Origin of the sequence: Gluconacetobacter tumulicola, from assembly GCF_014174215.1 — a bacterium.
Taxonomy (GTDB): domain Bacteria; phylum Pseudomonadota; class Alphaproteobacteria; order Acetobacterales; family Acetobacteraceae; genus Gluconacetobacter; species Gluconacetobacter tumulicola.
Map to the genome: position 1 here is coordinate 188,834 of NZ_JABEQL010000006.1, position 18,337 is coordinate 207,170.

The following is an 18,337-nucleotide window of genomic DNA, read 5'->3' on the forward strand; positions in this document are numbered from 1 at the left end:
CGGCACGGTTCGACACCACGATCGGGAACGGCGTGGGCGTGATCCGTATTCAGTGACGCGGGGCGTTCAGGACGGGAGAGATTCGGTGTTGAACGGGTCGGGGTCGTAGCCGACGCCGGTCAGGTATAGCCCGTCGGGCGGCGCGGTGGGGCCGGCGGCGCGGCGGTCGCAGGCGCGCAGGGCCTCGCCGACGCGTTCGGGGGACCATGTGCGTTCGCCCACCAGTTTCAGCGTGCCGACCATGTTGCGGACCTGATGATGCAGGAACGAGCGGGCCTCGGCCTCGATCACGATGTCCTCGCCCAGGCGGGTGACGGTCAGCCGGTCCAGTGTGCGCAGGGGGCTTTTTGCCTGGCAGGCGCTGGCGCGGAACGAGGTGAAATCGTGCCGGCCCAGCAGGTGTCCGGCGGCGAGCGCCATGGCATCGGCGTCCAGTGTGCGCTTGACCAGCCAGACGCGGCCTTCATCCAGGGCCAGGCGGCCGCGCCGGTTTACGATCCGGTAGCGATAGGACCGGCGGTTGGCGGAAAAGCGGGCGTTCCATTCCGTATCGACCGGCACGGCCTGCAGGACGGCGACCGGGTGCGGCTTCATGTGGAAGTTCAGGGCGTCGCGGACCGAGGAGGCCGTCAGTCTGGTCTCTGCGGGGAAATCCAGATGGGCCACCTGGCCGGTCGCATGCACGCCGGCATCGGTGCGGCCGGCGGTGATGCTGGTGACGATCCGGCCCGCGGCCAGCCGGCTGGCGGCTTCTTCGAGCACCTGTTGCACGGACAGGCCGGTGATCTGACGCTGCCAGCCGACGAAGGGCCGGCCGTCATATTCGATGCGGACCGCCCAGCGCGCGATGGTGGGCGAGGGCGCAGCCTGGGTGTCGGCGGTCACGATCCCAGTACCGTCCCGCGTCGTACGGACTGGCCGCGCAGGAAGGAATCGGCGTCCATCATGCCCCGGCCGGGCCGTTGCAGGCGCGTGATGCGCAATGCGCCCTGGCCGCAGGCCACGGTCAGCGCGTCGTCCAGGACCGTCCCCGGTGCGGCGGCGCAGGGTGTCGGGGCAGGGGTGGCGCCGCCGATCTTCAGCACCTGGCTGTCCAGGGTGGTGAAGGTGCCGGGCCAGGGGGTCAGGGCACGGATCTGCCGGTCGAGTACTGCGGCATCGCGTGACCAGTCGATGCGCCCGTCCTCGCGCATCAGGCGGGCGGCGTAGGTCACGCCCTGTTCGGGCTGTGCCTGGCCGGGGCCGATGGGCTGGCCCAGGGTCGTGACGATCAGGCGCGCGCCCATGGCGGCGAGGGCGTCATGCAGCGCGGTGGCGGTGGTGGACGGTGTCAGCGCGACCTGGTCGGACAGCAGCATGGCGCCGGTATCCAGCCCTTCGTCCATCCGCATGATCGTCACCCCGCTCTCGCTGTCGCCGGCGAGGATCGCGGCCTGGATGGGGGCCGCGCCCCGCCAGCGGGGCAGCAGGCTGGCATGGATGTTGAGGCATCCCAGGCGGGGGGCATCGAGCATGGCGGTCGGGAGGATCAGCCCGTAGGCGGCGACCACGGCGGCATCCAGTTCCAGGGCGCGGAAGAAGGCGTGTTCTTCTTCATTGGTGCGCAGGCGCGCGGGCGTGCGTACCGGCAGGCCGAGGGTCTCGGCGGCCTGGTGGACGGGCGACAGGCGGACCGACTGGCCACGCCCGGCCGGCCGGGGGGGCTGGCTGTAGACGGCGGCGATCTTATGCCCCGCCGCATGGAGGGCGAGCAGGGCGGGCACCGCGAAATCCGGGGTGCCCATGAAGGCCAGGCGCATGAGGGGTCTCCAGCCGGAAGGAAGTCTCGGAGAGGGCTTTGGGTGACAGCGACGTTAAAGCAGTCTCTAGCGCTTCTGGCGTTGTTCCTTGGCGAGGCGCCGCATGATCATGTTGCGTTTCAGGGTGGAGAGGTGGTCGACGAAGAGGATGCCCTCCAGATGGTCGATCTCGTGCTGGATGCAGGTGGCCAGCAGGTCGTCGGCTTCCATTTCCTGCTCGGTGCCGTCCAGTGTGCGGTAGCGGATGCGCACCTGCTGGGGGCGGATCACCTCGGCATACTGGTTGGGCAGCGACAGGCAGCCTTCCTCGCGCGAGACCAGGGTCTCCGATTCCGCGATCACTTCGGGATTGATCAGGACCAGCGGGTCGCGCTGCCGTTCCTCGCCCAGGTCCACGATGGCGAAGCGCAGGCCCATGCCGACCTGCGGAGCGGCCAGGCCGATGCCCGGGGCCTGGTACATCGCGGCGAACATGCGGGGCAGCGCGTCGCGCAATGTGGGCTCGTCCTCGGGCCGGACCAGGCGGGTCTTCTGGCGCAGGATGGCCTGGGGCGCCACCAGGATCGGCATGGGCGTGGCGGCGGCGATTTCGTCGTGACTGATCATAGGGGCGATGTAGCGATCCTGGCGCGCGCGCGCCAGTGGGTACGCGCGCGTCAAGGGGGAGAGCTGCGCGGGAGTCGGGGCGCGGCCTTGCGGAACCGGCCGGGCGTCCCATATCATGATCACGCGGGCGCCGATGACGGGTCCGCGTGATCGTCTCGCTCGGTTGAGGGGGCCTTGATGTCGGGTAGGCTTTTTGGATCCCCCATGTTTCTGGGGTTTGACCATCTGGAACAGATGTTGGAACGCGCGTCGAAGGGGGCTGCCGACGGCTATCCCCCGTATAATATCGAACAACTGAACGCCACGTCGCTCCGGATCACGCTCGCGGTGGCGGGCTTTGTGATGGATGACCTGCAGATCACGCAGGAAGACAATCAGCTTGTCATTCGTGGGCGTCAGACCGACGACACGCAGGGGCGGGTTTTCCTGCATCGCGGCATTGCCGCGCGCCAGTTCCAGAAGGCGTTCGTGCTGGCCGAGGGAATCGAGGTCAGCGGGGCGTGGCTGGATAACGGGTTGCTGCATATCGACCTGGTGCGGCCGCAGCCGGAAGTGCGCGTGAAGCTGATCGAGATCACGCAGGGGCGTTCCGGCGGAGCAGCGACCGAGATCGACCTTCCCAAGGTTCGCCCCCAGCGTGTCGTGCGGGCGCTTGAGGACGATTGAGTCGGCCCCGGCTTTTGCCATCTATCCTTATCGACATGGCCATCAGCCCGGACACGACAGGGCGGGTTGGCCAACGGGACGATCGCCGCATGATGGGGGATTGTCCGTATGGAGGATCGGATCATGAGAATTACCACACAGAAAGGCCAGGTCGTCCTTCAGGCCGACCACACGCCGATCGCCGATGTCCGTCATCTGACGGATATCCAGATGCGGGCGCTGGGCGTATCGCGGGTTGCGTATATCAAGCCCGTGATCATCGAAGGGGAAGATGCGTTCGCCATTCATGCGGCTGACGGCACCCCGATGGCCCTGACCGAGGATCAGGAAACGGCCATCGAGGCGATCCTGCAGCACGAGATGGTGCCTGCCCTGCTGCACTGAACGCAGCCAGTATCTACCGCCTGGATGCAGCCGGGACGATAAGGGATCGTCCCGGCGGTAAGCGACCCGGTATCAGCCGGGAGTCGGGTCCAGCCAGCCGATATTGCCGTCCTGCCGACGGTAGATGACGTTGATCTGCTCGCTGATGCTGTTGCGGAACATCAGCAGGGTGGAGGCTGCGAGATCGAGGCGCATCACGGCCTCGCTGACGCTGAGCGTGGCGATTTCGGCCGTGCGTTCGGCGATGATGGTGGCGTAGGTGCGGGTGACGGCCTCTCGTGCCGCGCCGTTCTGCGCCCGCTCGGTGTCGTCGGCCGGGCGGAGGATGTAGCTGCGCCCCATCTCGGGCGATTTGCGGCGGGGGAGGGTGCGGATATGGTCGTTGACCCGCTCGCGATAGCGGCGGAGGCGCCGGGCCATATGTTCGGCGGCGTCGTCGAACGCGCCATGGGCGTCGGTGCCTTCGCCCTCGCCCCGCAAGGTGAGGCCCCGCGCAGCGTGAAGATTGATATCACAGGTAAAGAAGGATCGCGCGCGGCTGAACGTGACCTGGGCTTCCAGGGCGCGATCGAAATATTTGTCGGCAAGGCGATCGAGATGCCCTGTAACCCGGTGTTTCAGGGCGTCCGAGAGGTCGATCTGTTTGCCAGCGACACTGATCTGCATGTGACATCACCCCTTGCATAGAGGAGCGTCCGAAACCGGACGGAACCAGGCCGGCGGTCCATAATGCTCATTCCGCCAGGCGTGGCGTCAGGCCTCGAAAGCCTTTTCCCGTTTTCTCTGCACCGAATTGGGTATCCTCAGCGCATCCCGGTATTTGGCCACGGTTCGGCGCGAGATGTCTATTCCTTCCTTTATTAATTCGTTCACGATTGCATCGTCGGACAGGATCTCGTGTCTGGATTCCTGCGAAATCAGCAGCTTGATGCGGTGACGGACGGCTTCGGCGCTGTGATCCGAGCCGCCGGTGCGGCCGGGAATGGCCGTGGTGAAGAAATATTTCAGCTCGAACAGTCCGCGGGGCGTGGCGATGTATTTGTTCGCCGTCACCCGGCTGACGGTGCTTTCGTGCAGGCCGACCGCCTCGGCGATGTCGCGCAGCACCAGCGGCCGCAGATGCCCGACGCCGTGGGCCAGGAAGCCGCTCTGGCGGCGCATGATGGCGGTGGCGACGCGGATGATCGTCTCGGCCCGCTGCTGGAGCGCGCGGACCAGCCAGTTGGCGCTGGCCAGGCGCTCGGTCATGAAGGGGCGGTCGGCGTCGCGCAGGCGGAGCGTGGTCCCTGTGGTCAGCGCCGAATTCACGATCACCCGTGGCATCGTGTCGGGATTGAGCTCGATGATCCAGTCATGATCCGGGGTCGGCAGCATCAGGACGTCCGGCACGATGATGCAGGGGGCGCCCGCCATCGCATCCAGGGCCGGGCGGGGTGACAGGGCCCGGATTTCGGTGATCATGGCGGCCAGATCGTCCTGGTCGACGCCGCACAGGGTCTGCAGCCGGCGCAGGTCGCGCCGGGCCAGCAGGTCCAGGTGCCGCAGCAGCATGGCCATGGCCGGGTCCAGCCGGTTGCGTTCGCGCAACTGGGCGGCCAGGCATTCGCCCAGATCGTGGGCGAACAGGCCGGTCGGTTCGAACTGCATCATCGCGAGGCGCACCCTCTCCACCCGGGTGGTGTCGGTGCCCAGCACGCGGGCGATATCCGCGGACGGCGTGGTCATGCGGCCGTCGGCATCCAGCAGGGTGATCAGGTGGGCGGCGATCTGCCGTTCGCCCGCATCGAAGGGCGACAGCCTGACCTGCTCGGCCAGCCGTTCGTGCAGCGGGGGTGGGGGACCGGCCATGCCGTCGGGTGGATCATACCGCGCGCTGCCGTGCCGGGTCGGGGCCGGAGAGGGAGCGGGGTGGCGTGGCGCGCCGGATGGCTCGGCGGGCTCCAGCAGGGGATTGCGCTCCATCTCCTGCTCGATCACCGACCAGGTGTCGAGATTGGAGAGTTGCAGCAGCAGGATCGCCTGGCGGAGTTGTGGCGTCATGACCAGGGATTGGGCCTGCCGGAGGGCAAGCTTGGGTCCGATCGTCATGACGGGCGGTCAGAGGGAGAAATTTTCTCCAAGATAGACGCGCCGTACGTCTTCGTTGGCGACGATCTCCTCGGGGCGGCCTTCCATCAACACCTGGCCGCTATGCATGATATAGGCGCGGTCGATGACTTCCAGCGTCTCGCGGACGTTATGGTCGGTGATCAGCACGCCGATGCCGCGATCCTTGAGGTGCGAGACCAGGTCGCGGATCTCGCCCACCGCGATCGGGTCGATGCCCGCCAGGGGTTCGTCCAGCAGGATGTAATGGGGCTGGCTGGCAAGGGCGCGGGCGATTTCCAGCCGTCGCCGCTCGCCGCCCGACAGGGCCAGCGACGGCGAGCGGCGCAGGTGGGAAATCCCGAATTCGCCCAGCAGGCCGGTCAGCATCTCCTCCCGCCGGTCGGGATCGGATTCCACGACTTCCAGCGCCGCCATGATGTTCTGTTCGACGTTCAGGCCGCGGAAGATGCTGGCTTCCTGCGGCAGGTAGCCGATGCCCAGCCGGGCGCGGCGGTACATCGGCAGGCGGGTGATGTCGGTGCCGTCCAGGGTGATCGACCCGCTGTCGGGCTGGACCAGCCCCACGATCATGTAGAAGCTGGTGGTCTTGCCCGCGCCGTTGGGGCCCAGGAGGCCGACCGCCTCGCCGCGATTGACCTGGAGCGATACGTTCCGGACCACCGGCCGCTTCTTGTAGGACTTGCCGATCCCGCTGGCGATCAGTCCGCTGAGGGCGCCGCCGGACGCGTACAGGGCGGCATTCTTCGCCTCGTCGGACAGCGCGTAGGGGATGTCGTTCATGGGTGGGTTCCGGCAGGGGGGGGATTGGCCTCGTTGGGGACCATCAGGCCGCTGACCCGTCCGCCCGGACGTTCGGTCATCGTGGCGATCCCGGTATGCATGTTCACGATTGCCGCGGCTCCGCTGATCTGGTTCTGGCCCCGCGTGATATGCACGTTGCCGACGATCCGCGCGATCCCGGTGTCGGGAACATACACGCCGCGGTCGCCGGTCACGGTTTCGGTCTGCGTGCGGACGAAAACATGGCCGAACGCGTTCACTTTTTCCAGCTTCCCCGAACTGGTCAATGGGTCTCCGCCCTGTCCGGCCGGTTGCGGGGCGGGCTGGGCGGTGGATTTTGCGGCGGGCTGGGTCGGTGCGCTGTATCCGACCAGCACGTCGGCGCGGATCTGCCGCCCGTCATTGGTGGTGACGGTGGCGTCGCCCCTGCCGACCGACATGCGGGTCTGGGAATAATATTCCATCGAATCCCGGGCCGTCAGGACGTCCTGCGGCGTGGTCAGCTTCAGCCCCTTGCCGGTCAGGACCATGACCGCCTGGTCGATATCGTAGACGGCCTTATCGCCCCAGGCCTGGTCGGTGTCGGTGAAGATGTGGACGTGCCCCAGCGCGTTCAGGCGATAGACCTCGTTCGCGCCCGATCCCGCCTCGTTACTCTGGGAGCCGTCGGCGGGGGGCGAGGGGGGCGTGGCCGGTGCCGGTGATCCGGCGGCTTTCTTGCGATAGAAGGCGATCAGGCGGTCGGCGGTCACGGTGACGTTGCCGCGGGTGGCCTGGGCCTTGTCATAGGCGGTGACGGTCTGGGTCTTCTGGTCCCAGTCGAACCCGCCGGCCGCCGTGACGTTGATCTGACCGCCATGCGACAGGTCGATGGCCTGGCCGCGCGCGCCGCCCGGAAGTGAGAGGCAGGCCGCGGCGCCAAGGAGCAGGAACGCGGAGGCGGCCTTTGCGGGGGCGGTCATCGACTGGGCTCCGTCTGGGAAGCGTGGGGGGCGGAAGGGTGGCCGGCCGGGCCGGCATGGGCGTCATCGTTCAGGATCAGCCGCCCCGGGCCGCGGAACTGGGCGATCCCCTCATGCTGGGACAGCAGGACACCCTGGGCGTCCAGCATGCCGAACGGACCTTCGGCATGCACCCATTGATCGGAGGCGATGATCCCCTGCCTGAGGTCCATGTCTGCCGTGACCCCGGTGAGGATGACGCCGTCTTCGCGGTAGAGTGCCACGTCCTGCGTCAGGTCCAGCAATTGTTCATGTTGCAGATACACGCCCTGGACCGCGCTGACCATCATCCAGTCTCCGCCCTGCGTCAGCGTGTCGGCGGCCGGCCGGGTGAGATTGATGCGGTCCTGGCTGATCTGCTGGGCCTGGTCGGCGGTGATCATGAACGGCCGGTCGTGCTCGTCCAGTCCCCGATAGACGGCGCCGAGCATGTTGCCGCTGGTGACGTGCAGGTTTTCCATCTCGCGCAGGGCGCCGCGCTGCATGTTGATCAGCCGGTCGAGGGCCGGCCACAGCGCGATCGAGCCCAGCAGCAGCAGGGCGGCCGCCGGCAGCGCCCACTTGGCCCAGCGGACCAGGCGCTGGCGGCGGGCGATATCGCCCGGCCGGAGTACCCGGCGGAGGCGGGACGTATCCTGATGCAGCAGCGACCGCTGCCGCGCCACCTGGTCGGCGGAGCGGGCGAAATCCTCGCGCCGGGGGGGGGTGTCGCCATTGGGAGGCGGGCCGCTGCTCATGCCACGCCCGCGCGCAGCAGGTCATGGACATGGAGGATGCCGACGGGAAGCCCCTCGCCATCCAGCACGAACAGGCTGGTGATCGGGCGGGCGCGGGCGTTCATCAGCCGCAGCGCCTCGGCCGCCAGCATGTCGGGCTCGGTCGTCAGCGGGGAGGTGTTCATGATGTCGGCCGCGCGGGTGCGGTCCAGGTCGCGGTCCAGGACGCGGCGCAGGTCGCCGTCGGTGATCAGCCCGCACAGCCTTCCGTCGGTGCCGATCACGCCCATGCAGCCGAATGCCTTGCGCGTCATCTCCATGATGACCTGTCGCAGGGAGCTGTCCGGCGTGCCCAGCGGCATGACGCCGCCGCGATGCATCAGGTCCGCGACGCGGCGCAGCCGGGTGCCCAGCCGCCCGCCGGGATGGAAGATGCCGAATTCGGTCGCCGAGAATCCGCGCCGCTCCAGCAGGACCACCGCCAGCGCGTCGCCCAGCGCCAGTTGCATCATGGAAGAGGTGGTCGGGGCGAGGCCCATCGGGCAGGCCTCGGGCGCATCGGGGATGATCAGGGGGATGTCGGCCGCGCGCGCCAGAGTGGATTCGGCGCGGGTGGTGATGGCCACCAGCAACAGCCCGTACCGCCGCGCGTGGGCCACGATATCGGCCAGTTCCGCCGTTTCGCCCGAATTGGAGAGCGCCAGCACCGCATCGCCCGGCTGGAGCATCCCCAGATCGCCATGCGAGGCCTCGGAGGGATGGACGAAGACCGAGGGCGTGCCCGTCGAGGCCAGGGTCGACTGGATTTTGCGGCCGATCTGCCCGGACTTGCCGATGCCGGTGACGACGACGCGCCCCGTGAGCGCCGAGAAGGCTGCGATCGTGCGCGTGAAGGCTTCGCCGAGGGGCGGGGTGCCGTCGCCAGCGCGCGCGGGTGCGCGCAGGGCGGCCGCCATCTGTATCAGCCCGTCGGTCTCGCGCGCCAGCACCCGGCATGCCGCCGAGATATCGGCATCGGCCGGGCTGGAGTCGGAACTGTCACCTGCGGGATGGGCGGATTGGGTCATGCCAGCCGTGTATCGCCATGGCGGTGGTCCAGGTCAAACGGAACGATGGACCGCGCGGAGGAAGAGGGCATCATGCCCGGTGGGCGAAGATGTCCGGTTCTTCGTATCCCAGCAGGTCCAGCCGCGCGCGGGCGGGCAGAAAATCGTAGCATGCCTGGGCCAGGTCGCGCCTTCCCTCGCGGTGGAGAAGGGCTTCCAGCTTTGCCCAGAGCGCGTGCAGGTGCAGCACGTCCGACGCGGCATAGGCCTGCTGTTCCGCCGTCAGCTCCGGCGCGCCCCAGTCGGATGTCTGCTGCTGCTTGCTGAGGTCGACCCCCAGCAGTTCGCGGCAGAGCTGGGCCAGGCCGTGACGGTCGGTGAAGGTGCGCACCAGCTTGGAGGCGATCTTGGTGCAGATGACGGGTGCGACGGTGATTCCCAGCGTGTGCTGGAGGATTCCCACGTCGAAACGCGCGAAATGCATCAGCTTGGTAATGGCAGGATCGGCCATCAGCCGGGCGAGGTTGGGGCTGGGCGTACCGGGCAGGATCTGCACCAGATGCGCCGAGCCGTCGCCGGCGGAGATCTGCACCAGGCACAGGCGGTCGCGATGCGGCTTGAGCCCCATGGCCTCGGTATCGACCGCGATGGGGCCGTGGAAGGTGATGTCGGCCGGCAGATCGCCGCGATGCAGGAGGATCGAAGGCGTGGTGGCGATCATGCGTAAGTCCCCGCATTGCAGGCGTGACGACGGAAAATGAAAGAACGGCCCATGAGTTCCAACCCGCAACACGCGCGACCGCGCCAACATGCCGTCATGACCGGATGTCGGGGGCGGTGACGGACATATAATATCGGAAGCGCCAATGCGCGAGGGGGTGCCGACCAGCCGCCCGGGGCCGCCCTTGCGGGCGATATCTGATACGGCTGAAAAAATGGTGCCCAGAAGAAGACTCGAACTTCCACGACCTTGCGGCCACAGGTACCTGAAACCTGCGCGTCTACCAATTCCGCCATCTGGGCTCAGAAGGCCCCCGTTTCCGGGGTGGTGAGGGGGATTTACTCGGAAACAACAGGGTGGTCAACGGCGCCCTTCACATATTCCGCATGAGAAATGACAGGATGTGCAATGCGTTGGGAGACGCCATGCCGAAAGGGCGCTCCGACACTGTCGGGCGCCTGCCAGCGAACTGATTTTTCAGCATTTGGGAGAGATGGTGCCCAGAAGAAGACTCGAACTTCCACGACCTTGCGGCCACAGGTACCTGAAACCTGCGCGTCTACCAATTCCGCCATCTGGGCTTAGAAGGCCCCCGTTTCCGGGGTGGTGAGGGGCGTTTACTCTGCCCTTCGGGGGCGGTCAACACGGGCTGGACGATTCGTGTCGCTTTTATTGCATGCGCGCGGCGACGAGGTGTGTTCGGCCGAGCGGGATGGGCGTTGTGCTACATGTGTGAAAAAACAGGATGAGGGGCGGGATTCCGCGCGTGGGCAGGCTCCTTGCGCATGGCGGCCGACCCCATATTCGGGGGATGGACATGACGACGCGAAAAGTGGCGGCGGTAATCGGCGGCTCGGGCTTCCTGGGGCGGCATGTGGTCCGGCGCCTGGCGGAGGACGGGTATGTGGTGCGCGTGGCCGCGCGCCGCGCCGATCGGGCGGCGTCACTGCGCCCGCTGGGCGATGTGGGGCAGATCGTGCCGCTGGGGGCCTCGATTCTGAATCCCGAATCGCTCGTGCCGGTCGTTGAGGGGGCGCGGGTCGTGGTGAACCTGGTCGGCATCCTGGCCGAGCGCGGGCGGGCGACGTTTCAGGCGGTGCATGTTGAGGGCGCGGCGGCCGTCGCGCGTCTGGCGGCTTCGGCGGGGGTGGCGCAACTGGTGCATGTCTCGGCCATCGGGGCGTCGCCGGACAGCCGCTCCGCCTATGGCCGCAGCAAGGCGGCCGGAGAGGACGCGGTGCTGCGCGCGATGCCCGAGGCGACGATCGTGCGGCCGTCCATCCTCTTCGGGGCGGAGGACCATTTTACCAACCTGTTCGCCACGCTGGCGCGGTTCAGCCCGATCGTCCCGGTCTATGGCGCGCGGACGCGCCTGCAGCCGGTTTATGTTGCCGATGTGGCCGAGGGAATCCGGCGGCTTCTGGCAGGCGGGTATGCGGGGACGATCTTCGAGTTCGGTGGGCCGGCGATTCGGACGATGGAGGAGATCGCGCGCCTGGTCGTGGCGGCGGTGGGGCGCCGCCGGCTGGTGGTTGCGGTGCCGCCCGCCCTGGCCTGGTGGCAGGCCATGTGGCTGGAGCGCCTGCCCGGAAAGATGCTGACGCGGGACCAGCTGGCGATGCTGTCGAGCGACAATGTGGCGGCGGATGGGGCGCCGGGCCTGCAGCAGCTGGGCATTCAGCCGGCGTCGATGGAAATGATTGTCCCATCCTATCTGGCTAGATATAAAATTACATAAACAAGCCAGCTCAACGCATTATATGGTCAATTGGTCCGAAGCGGACCAATGTGACCCAGTGGCCCGTTCGCCCTGATGGTTCTCGATTGGCCTTTTTGTCATAAATGGCAGTGATGCTGTCTTTTATGGGAGATATGTCTGTCGTAGGTGTTCCGCCAACAACACGCACCGCAGGTGACGGTCGGGCGTTATCCAGGGGGGACCGATGGTCGAGCACATGCTGAAATTCGTCTCCGTGCCGCAGAGCCAGCCCGACAAGCGGCCGGCCGCGGAGCGGAATGGCGATTTCGACGAGATCTATCGCGCGTTCGCAGTGGAAAAGGCGGAACAGCAGGCCAGCCGCTGCTCGCAGTGTGGCGTGCCGTTCTGCTCGGTCCATTGCCCGCTGGGCAACAATATCCCCGACTGGCTGAAGATGACGGCCGAGGGGCGGCTGGAGGAAGCGTACGCGCTGTCTTCCGCCACCAACAATTTCCCCGAGATCTGCGGCCGCATCTGCCCTCAGGACCGGTTGTGCGAGGGCAATTGCGTGATCGAGAAGGGGTTCGAGAGCGTCACCATCGGCGCGGTCGAACGCTTCATTACCGATACTGCCTTCGCCAAAGGCTGGGTGGAGCCGATCCGGCCGCCGGTCGAGCGCGAGACCTCGATCGGCATCGTCGGTGCCGGCCCCGGTGGCCTGGCCGCCGCGATGCAGTTCCGCCAGCAGGGTTATCAGGTGCATGTCTATGACCGGTACGACCGGATCGGCGGCCTGATGATCTATGGCATTCCCGGCTTCAAGCTGGAGAAGGACATCGTTGCCCGCCGTCACCTCTATCTGGAGGAATCGGGGGTTCGGTTCCATCTGGGGGTGGACATCACGGATGGCGACGGGGACGGCACGCTCTCTTTCGCGACCCTGCGCGCCCGCCATGATGCGGTGCTGATCGCGACGGGTGTTTACAAGTCGCGCGATATCGGTGGGCCGGGTGCGGGGCTGGGGGGTATCGTCAAGGCACTGGATTATCTGACGATGTCCAACCGGCTGTCGCTGGGCGACGCGTTTGCCCCGGACGAGAGCGCGGCGCTGAATGCCGTCGGCAAGTCGGTGGTGGTGATCGGCGGTGGCGACACGGCGATGGATTGCGTGCGCACCGCCATCCGCCAGGGTGCGAAATCGGTCAAATGCCTCTATCGCCGCGACCGCGCGAACATGCCCGGCTCGATCCGCGAGGTGAAGAACGCCGAGGAGGAAGGTGTGTCCTTCGTCTGGCTGGCGGCGCCCGAGGCGTTCCTTGGAGATGGCAGCGTCAGCGGCGTACGCGCGGTGCGCATGAAGCTGGGCATGCCCGATGCCAGTGGCCGCCAGTCGGTCGAGCCGGTCGAGGACAGTGGCTTCGTGCTGGAAGCCGATCTGGTGATCAAGGCGCTGGGTTTCGACCCCGAGCCGCTGCCGACCCTGTGGGGGCAGCCGGACCTGGCCGTGTCGCGCTGGGGCACGCTGCGGGTCGACCATGAGAGCTTCATGACCAGCCTGCCGGGCGTGTTCGCGGCGGGCGATATCGTGCGCGGGGCCAGCCTGGTGGTGTGGGCCATTCGCGATGGACGGGATGCGGCGGCGCAGATGCATCGCTGGCTGGAAAACCGGGCGGCCCAGTGCGCCCAGGCGGCGGAGTGACGGACATGGACCAGTTGACCCAGGATCACGGATCGCGGGATGCCGGCCAGGAGTTCGTGGCCGAGTGGCATGAGAATGCGCAGGCGATTGCCGGGCTGTACGACGCCACGCAGGAGCGCGACGCCTGTGGTGTGGGCCTGATCGCCTCGCTGGACGGACGCAAGCGGCGCGAGGTGGTCAATGCCGGTATCGCCGCCCTGAAGGCCCTGTGGCATCGCGGCGCGGTCGATGCCGACGGCAAGACCGGGGATGGCGCGGGCATCCATCTGGAAATTCCGCAGGATTTCTTTGCCGAGGCGATCCATAGCGGTGGCGAGGGCTGCGTGGACACGCAGATCGCCGTCGGCATGGTTTTCCTGCCCAAGACGGATCTGGCGGCGCAGGAACGCTGCCGCCAGATCATCGAGACGGAGATCCTGGCCTTCGGGTATGGCATCTATGGCTGGCGGCAGGTGCCGATCGACACGTCGTGCATCGGTGAGAAGGCCAATGCCACCCGGCCCGAGATCGAGCAGATCATGATCCGCAACCTGCCGGGGCGGAACGAGGAAGAATTCGAGCGCGACCTGTATGTGATCCGCCGCCGGATCGAGAAGAGTGCCCAGGCCAACTCGCTGGACCTGTATATCTGCTCGATGTCCTGCCGGTCGGTGATCTACAAGGGCATGTTCCTGGCCGAGAACCTGACGGATTTCTATCCCGACCTGCTCGACCCGCGCTTCATCAGTCGCTTTGCGATCTATCACCAGCGCTATTCGACCAACACCTTCCCGACCTGGAAGTTGGCGCAGCCTTTCCGCCGGCTGGCGCATAACGGCGAGATCAACACGATCTCGGGCAACGTCAACTGGATGAAAAGCCACGAGACGCGCCTGGCCGATCCGTTGCTGGACCCGGTGATGGAGGATCTGAAGCCCGTGGTGCAGGCCGCGGGGTCCGATACCGCGATGCTGGACAATGTGTTCGAGCTGCTGACCTTTGCCGGGCGCGACGCGCCGATGGTCAAGGCGCTGATGGTGCCGGCCAGTGTCGGCGGCAATTCGGGCATGCCGCAGAAGCACCAGGATCTGTACGCCTATTGCAATGCGGTGATGGAGCCGTGGGACGGGCCGGCGGCGCTGTGCGCCACCGATGGGCGCTGGGTTGTGGCCGGGCTGGACCGCAGCGGCCTGCGCCCCCTGCGCTATACCGTGACGGCGGACGGGCTGCTGATCGTGGGCTCGGAAACCGGCATGGTGAAGGTTGCCGAGACCGACATCGTGCGGCGCGGGCGGCTTGGGCCGGGGCAGATGATCGGCCTCGACCTGCAGGAGGCGAAGCTCTACGGCCACGAGGCGCTGCTGGACCTGCTGGCCGGGCGCCGGGATTTCGGCGCCTGGGTGAAGAACATCCAGAAGATCGGCTCGGTAGTGCGGGCCGACGTGCAGGAGCCGGTGCTGTTCGGCCGGGATGAGCTGCGCCGCCGGCAGCTGGCGGTCGGTACGACCCTGGAGGAGCTGGAGACCATCCTGCATCCGATGGTCGAGACCGCCGCCGAGGCCATCGGCTCGATGGGTGACGACGCGCCGCTGGCGGTGCTGTCCTCGCGCTATCGGGGGCTGGCGCATTATTTCCGGCAGGCGTTCAGCCAGGTGACCAACCCGCCGATCGACAGTCTGCGCGAGACGCGGGTGATGAGCCTGCTGACCCGTCTGGGCAATCTGGGCAACATCCTGGAGGAAACCGAGGTCCAGTGCGACCTGCTGCAACTGCCCAGCCCGGTGCTGACGAGCGGCGAATTCGAGGCGCTGCGCAGTTTCTGCGGCGACAGCGGCTTCGTGATCGACTGCACCTTTCCGGCGGCGGAGGGCGAGGCGGGGCTGCGCGAGGCGATCGCGCGTATTCGGCGCGAGGCAGAGGACCGGGTGCGCGAGGGCTGCACCCATCTGTTCCTGACCGATCAGGGGCAGTCGGCCGACCGGGCCTATATCCCGATGATCCTGGCCACGGCGGCGGTGCATACGCATCTGGTCCGCCAGTCGCTGCGGACCTTTACCTCGCTGAACGTGCGGTCGGCCGAGGCGCTGGACGTGCATGCCATCGCGGTGACGATCGGGGTCGGGGCGACCAGCATCAACCCCTATCTGGCGCAGGAAAGCATTGCCGACCGGCTGCGGCGCGGCCTGTTCGGCGATATCTCGCTGCGCGAGGCGGTGGAACGCTATCGCAAGGCGGTGGACAAGGGGCTGCTGAAAGTGATGTCCAAGATGGGCATCTCGATCGTGTCGGCCTATCGCGGCGGGTATAATTTCGAGGCGATCGGGCTGTCGCGGGCGCTGACGGCGGAATTCTTCCCCGGCATGCCTTCGCGCATCTCGGGCATCGGCCTGTCGGGCATCGCGACCAACGTGATGAGCTTCCATCGGACCGCGTGGGACCAGACGGTGATCGCGCTGCCGGTGGGTGGGCAGTACAAGATGCGTCGCCATGGCGAGGTCCATGCGTTCGACGGCAATCTGATCCATATGCTGCAGACGGCGGTGGCGACCGACAGTTTCACGATCTATCGCCGCTATGCCGACGCGGTGCGGCGCCAGCCGCCGGTGGCGCTGCGCGACCTGCTGGATTTTCGGGGTGGGCGGACGCCGATCCCCGTCGAGGCGGTCGAAAGCATCACCCAGCTGCGCAAGCGGCTGATCGCGCCGGGGATCTCGCTGGGGGCGCTGAGCCCGGAGGCGCATGAGACCCTGTCGATCGCCATGAACCGGATCGGCGCGAAGTCGGATTCGGGCGAGGGGGGCGAGGACCCGTCGCGCGCCAAGCCGCGCCCGAATGGGGACAATGCGTCTTCGGCCATCAAGCAGATCGCCTCGGGCCGCTTCGGGGTCACGGCGCAATATCTGAATGATTGCCGCGAGATCGAGATCAAGATGGCGCAGGGCGCCAAGCCCGGCGAGGGTGGCCAGTTGCCGGGCTTCAAGGTGACGGGGCTGATCGCGAAGCTGCGGCATGCGACGCCGGGGGTGACGCTGATTTCGCCGCCGCCGCATCATGACATCTATTCGATCGAGGATCTGGCGCAGCTTATCTACGACCTGAAGCAGATCAATCCCGAAGCCACGGTGACGGTGAAGCTGGTCGCGCGGTCGGGCATCGGCACCATCGCCGCCGGCGTGGCCAAGGCCAAGGCCGATGCGATCCTGATTTCCGGCCATAGTGGCGGCACCGGCGCCAGCCCGCAGAGTTCGGTCAAATATGCCGGCCTGCCGTGGGAGCTGGGGCTGGCGGAAGCGCATCAGGTGCTGATGCTGAACCGGCTGCGCCACCGGGTGAAGCTGCGCACCGATGGCGGGCTGAAGACCGGGCGCGACGTGGTGATCGCGGCGATGCTGGGGGCCGAGGAATTCGGCATCGGTACCGCCAGCCTAGTCGCCATGGGCTGCATCATGGTGCGGCAGTGCCATTCCAACACCTGCCCGGTCGGGGTCTGCACCCAGGACGAGGCGCTGCGCGCCAAGTTCGAGGGCTCGCCGGAGAAGGTGATCAACCTGTTCTCGTTCATCGCCGAGGATGTGCGCAACATTCTGGCGTCACTCGGCTTCTCGTCGCTGAACGAGATCATCGGGCGGACCGACCTGCTGAAGCAGGTGTCGCGCGGCGCGGATTATCTGGACGATCTGGACCTCAATTCGCTGCTGGCGCAGGCCGATCCGGGGCCGCATGCCCGCTATTGCACCCGGGAAGGACGCAATGAGGTACCGGAGACGCTGGACGCGCAGATGATCGCCGACGCTCGGCCGCTGTTCGACCATGGCGAGAAGATGCAGTTGCACTACAACGTGCAGAACACGCACCGGGCGATCGGCACGCGCATTTCCTCGCTGATCGTGCGGCAGTTCGGCATGACGAAGCTGGCGCCGGGGCATCTGACGGTGCGTCTGCGCGGTTCGGCCGGCCAGTCGCTGGGGGCGTTCGCGGTCCAGGGGCTGAAGCTGGAAGTGCTGGGCGACGCCAACGATTATGTCGGCAAGGGCCTGTCGGGCGCGACCATTGTGGTGCGGCAGTCGCCGTCGTCGAACCTGGTGTCGAACGAGAACGCCATTATCGGCAACACGGTGCTGTATGGCGCGACGGCGGGAGCGCTCTATGCCGCCGGCCAGGCGGGCGAGCGCTTTGCGGTGCGCAATTCCGGCGCTACGGCGGTGGTGGAAGGCTGCGGGTCGAACGGTTGCGAATACATGACGGGCGGCACCGTGGTGATTCTGGGTGAGGCGGGCGACAATTTCGGCGCGGGTTTCACCGGTGGCATGGCCTTCGTCTATGACGAGAACGGCACGTTCGAGCAGCGGATCAATCCCGATACGCTGCTGTGGAACCGTGTGGCTGACCCGAAATGGGAGGGTGTGCTGCGTGGGCTGGTGGAGACCCATGCGCGGGAGACGCACAGCCGCTTTGCCGCGCTGATGCTGCACAAGTGGGAGAATATCCTGCCGCGCTTCTGGCAGTTGGTGCCGCGCGAATATGCGAAGGTGATCGGGTACAATCAGGTGACCGAAGTCGTGCGTAGTGCATAGAGAACATTAGAGAGGTAGACCCCGTTTTTCGGACAGGGCGATAAGCCATAATCCGACCTGAGAGAGGGCGGGTTTATGGGTAAGGTTACGCAGAAACCGTATTCGGGTGAGTTCAAGTTGCGGGTCGCGCTGGAGGCGATCCGGGGTGAGCAGACGCTGGCGGAACTGGCGTCGACGTACGGCGTGCATCAGACGATGATCGCCCAATGGAAGCGTCAGGCGATCGAGGGCATGGCGAGCATCTTTTCTGGCAAGGTAGCACCGGAAGCGACAGTCAGCCCGGCCGACGTGGAGAAGCTGCATGCGAAGATCGGCCAATTGCTGGTGGAACGTGATTTTTTGCGCGATGCCTCTGTTCGGTTGGGCGTGATCAGAGGCGGCAAATGAGGGCCTATCCTGAATTTCGTGTGTTTGGTGTGATGCTGAGGAAGGAGAAGCATCATGGGTCCGACGCAAGAAGCCGGTGATCCCTGACGATGTTCTGGACCAGGTTCTGGCTGGTCGCGTGGTCCGCACTATGTCGGACGCGGACGCCCTTCTGGGCGATATGAAGAAAGC

The 18,337-nt window shown here is 66.6% G+C and carries 15 protein-coding genes, 2 tRNA genes and 1 pseudogene; 6 read left to right on the top strand and 12 right to left on the bottom strand.

What is annotated here, in order from left to right; genetic code table 11:
* Window positions 1-66: 66 nt before the first annotated feature.
* The 3 genes from truA to def form a co-directional block, all read right to left on the bottom strand.
* Window positions 67-849, bottom strand: a complete 783-nt coding sequence (gene truA, locus HLH29_RS06835) for a tRNA pseudouridine(38-40) synthase TruA (RefSeq protein WP_182965220.1) — start codon at window positions 847-849, stop codon at window positions 67-69.
* A gap of 32 nt (window positions 850-881) precedes the next feature.
* A complete protein-coding gene (gene fmt, locus HLH29_RS06840) occupies window positions 882-1,799 on the bottom strand; it encodes a methionyl-tRNA formyltransferase (protein ID WP_182965192.1) in 918 nt (305 codons plus the stop codon).
* 66 nt (window positions 1,800-1,865) lie between these two features.
* Entirely contained in the window at window positions 1,866-2,405 is a 540-nt protein-coding gene (gene def / locus HLH29_RS06845) for a peptide deformylase (RefSeq protein WP_182965221.1), read from the bottom strand.
* 177 nt (window positions 2,406-2,582) lie between these two features.
* Here def and HLH29_RS06850 point away from each other — a divergent pair, with 177 nt between their 5' ends.
* Window positions 2,583-3,071 (top strand): Hsp20 family protein, encoded by a 489-nt coding sequence (locus tag HLH29_RS06850; protein WP_182965193.1) that lies wholly within the window; start codon window positions 2,583-2,585, stop codon window positions 3,069-3,071.
* Between the two features lie 123 nt (window positions 3,072-3,194).
* Window positions 3,195-3,455 carry a DUF1150 family protein gene (locus HLH29_RS06855; RefSeq protein ID WP_182965194.1) on the top strand — a complete coding sequence of 87 codons (261 nt, stop codon included), beginning with the start codon at window positions 3,195-3,197 and terminating at the stop codon, window positions 3,453-3,455.
* A 72-nt stretch (window positions 3,456-3,527) separates the two neighbouring features.
* Here the strand turns inward: HLH29_RS06855 and hpf are convergent, their stop codons facing one another.
* The 9 genes from hpf to HLH29_RS06900 form a co-directional block, all read right to left on the bottom strand.
* Entirely contained in the window at window positions 3,528-4,121 is a 594-nt protein-coding gene (gene hpf, locus HLH29_RS06860; protein ID WP_182965195.1) for a ribosome hibernation-promoting factor, HPF/YfiA family, read from the bottom strand.
* Window positions 4,122-4,208: 87 nt separating this feature from the next.
* The gene (gene rpoN / locus HLH29_RS06865; protein ID WP_182965196.1) at window positions 4,209-5,543 is read right to left on the bottom strand and encodes an RNA polymerase factor sigma-54; all 1,335 of its coding nucleotides are present in this window, start codon (window positions 5,541-5,543) and stop codon (window positions 4,209-4,211) included.
* Window positions 5,544-5,552: 9 nt separating this feature from the next.
* A complete protein-coding gene (gene lptB / locus HLH29_RS06870; protein ID WP_246373878.1) occupies window positions 5,553-6,344 on the bottom strand; it encodes an LPS export ABC transporter ATP-binding protein in 792 nt (263 codons plus the stop codon).
* Window positions 6,341-7,306, bottom strand: a complete 966-nt coding sequence (locus HLH29_RS06875) for an LptA/OstA family protein (RefSeq protein WP_182965197.1) — start codon at window positions 7,304-7,306, stop codon at window positions 6,341-6,343. The genes lptB and HLH29_RS06875 overlap by 4 nt, the downstream gene beginning before the upstream one ends.
* Window positions 7,303-8,082: an LPS export ABC transporter periplasmic protein LptC gene (gene lptC, locus HLH29_RS06880; protein ID WP_182965198.1), complete on the bottom strand. Its 780-nt coding sequence runs from the start codon at window positions 8,080-8,082 to the stop codon at window positions 7,303-7,305. Before lptC ends, HLH29_RS06875 begins: the two co-directional genes overlap by 4 nt.
* On the bottom strand, window positions 8,079-9,128 hold the full coding sequence (locus HLH29_RS06885; RefSeq protein WP_182965199.1) for a KpsF/GutQ family sugar-phosphate isomerase: 1,050 nt from the start codon (window positions 9,126-9,128) through the stop codon (window positions 8,079-8,081). The genes lptC and HLH29_RS06885 overlap by 4 nt, the downstream gene beginning before the upstream one ends.
* Before the next feature lie 70 nt (window positions 9,129-9,198).
* Window positions 9,199-9,828 carry a ribonuclease D gene (locus HLH29_RS06890; RefSeq protein ID WP_182965200.1) on the bottom strand — a complete coding sequence of 210 codons (630 nt, stop codon included), beginning with the start codon at window positions 9,826-9,828 and terminating at the stop codon, window positions 9,199-9,201.
* 215 nt (window positions 9,829-10,043) lie between these two features.
* A tRNA-Leu gene (locus tag HLH29_RS06895) sits at window positions 10,044-10,130 on the bottom strand.
* 192 nt (window positions 10,131-10,322) lie between these two features.
* Window positions 10,323-10,409 (bottom strand) — tRNA-Leu (locus HLH29_RS06900).
* 236 nt (window positions 10,410-10,645) lie between these two features.
* On the opposite strand from HLH29_RS06900, the gene HLH29_RS06905 reads away from it, so the two are divergent.
* The 4 genes and pseudogenes from HLH29_RS06905 to HLH29_RS06920 form a co-directional block, all read left to right on the top strand.
* Window positions 10,646-11,566 (top strand): complex I NDUFA9 subunit family protein, encoded by a 921-nt coding sequence (locus HLH29_RS06905; protein WP_182965201.1) that lies wholly within the window; start codon window positions 10,646-10,648, stop codon window positions 11,564-11,566.
* 205 nt (window positions 11,567-11,771) lie between these two features.
* Window positions 11,772-13,226 carry an NAD(P)-dependent oxidoreductase gene (locus HLH29_RS06910; protein WP_182965202.1) on the top strand — a complete coding sequence of 485 codons (1,455 nt, stop codon included), beginning with the start codon at window positions 11,772-11,774 and terminating at the stop codon, window positions 13,224-13,226.
* Window positions 13,227-13,231: 5 nt separating this feature from the next.
* Window positions 13,232-17,779, top strand: coding sequence for a glutamate synthase large subunit (gltB, locus tag HLH29_RS06915; RefSeq protein WP_182965203.1), 4,548 nt, complete (start codon window positions 13,232-13,234; stop codon window positions 17,777-17,779).
* 75 nt (window positions 17,780-17,854) lie between these two features.
* Window positions 17,855-18,165: pseudogene (locus HLH29_RS06920) on the top strand (transposase); the annotation flags it as partial.
* Between the last annotated feature and the right edge of the window lie 172 nt (window positions 18,166-18,337).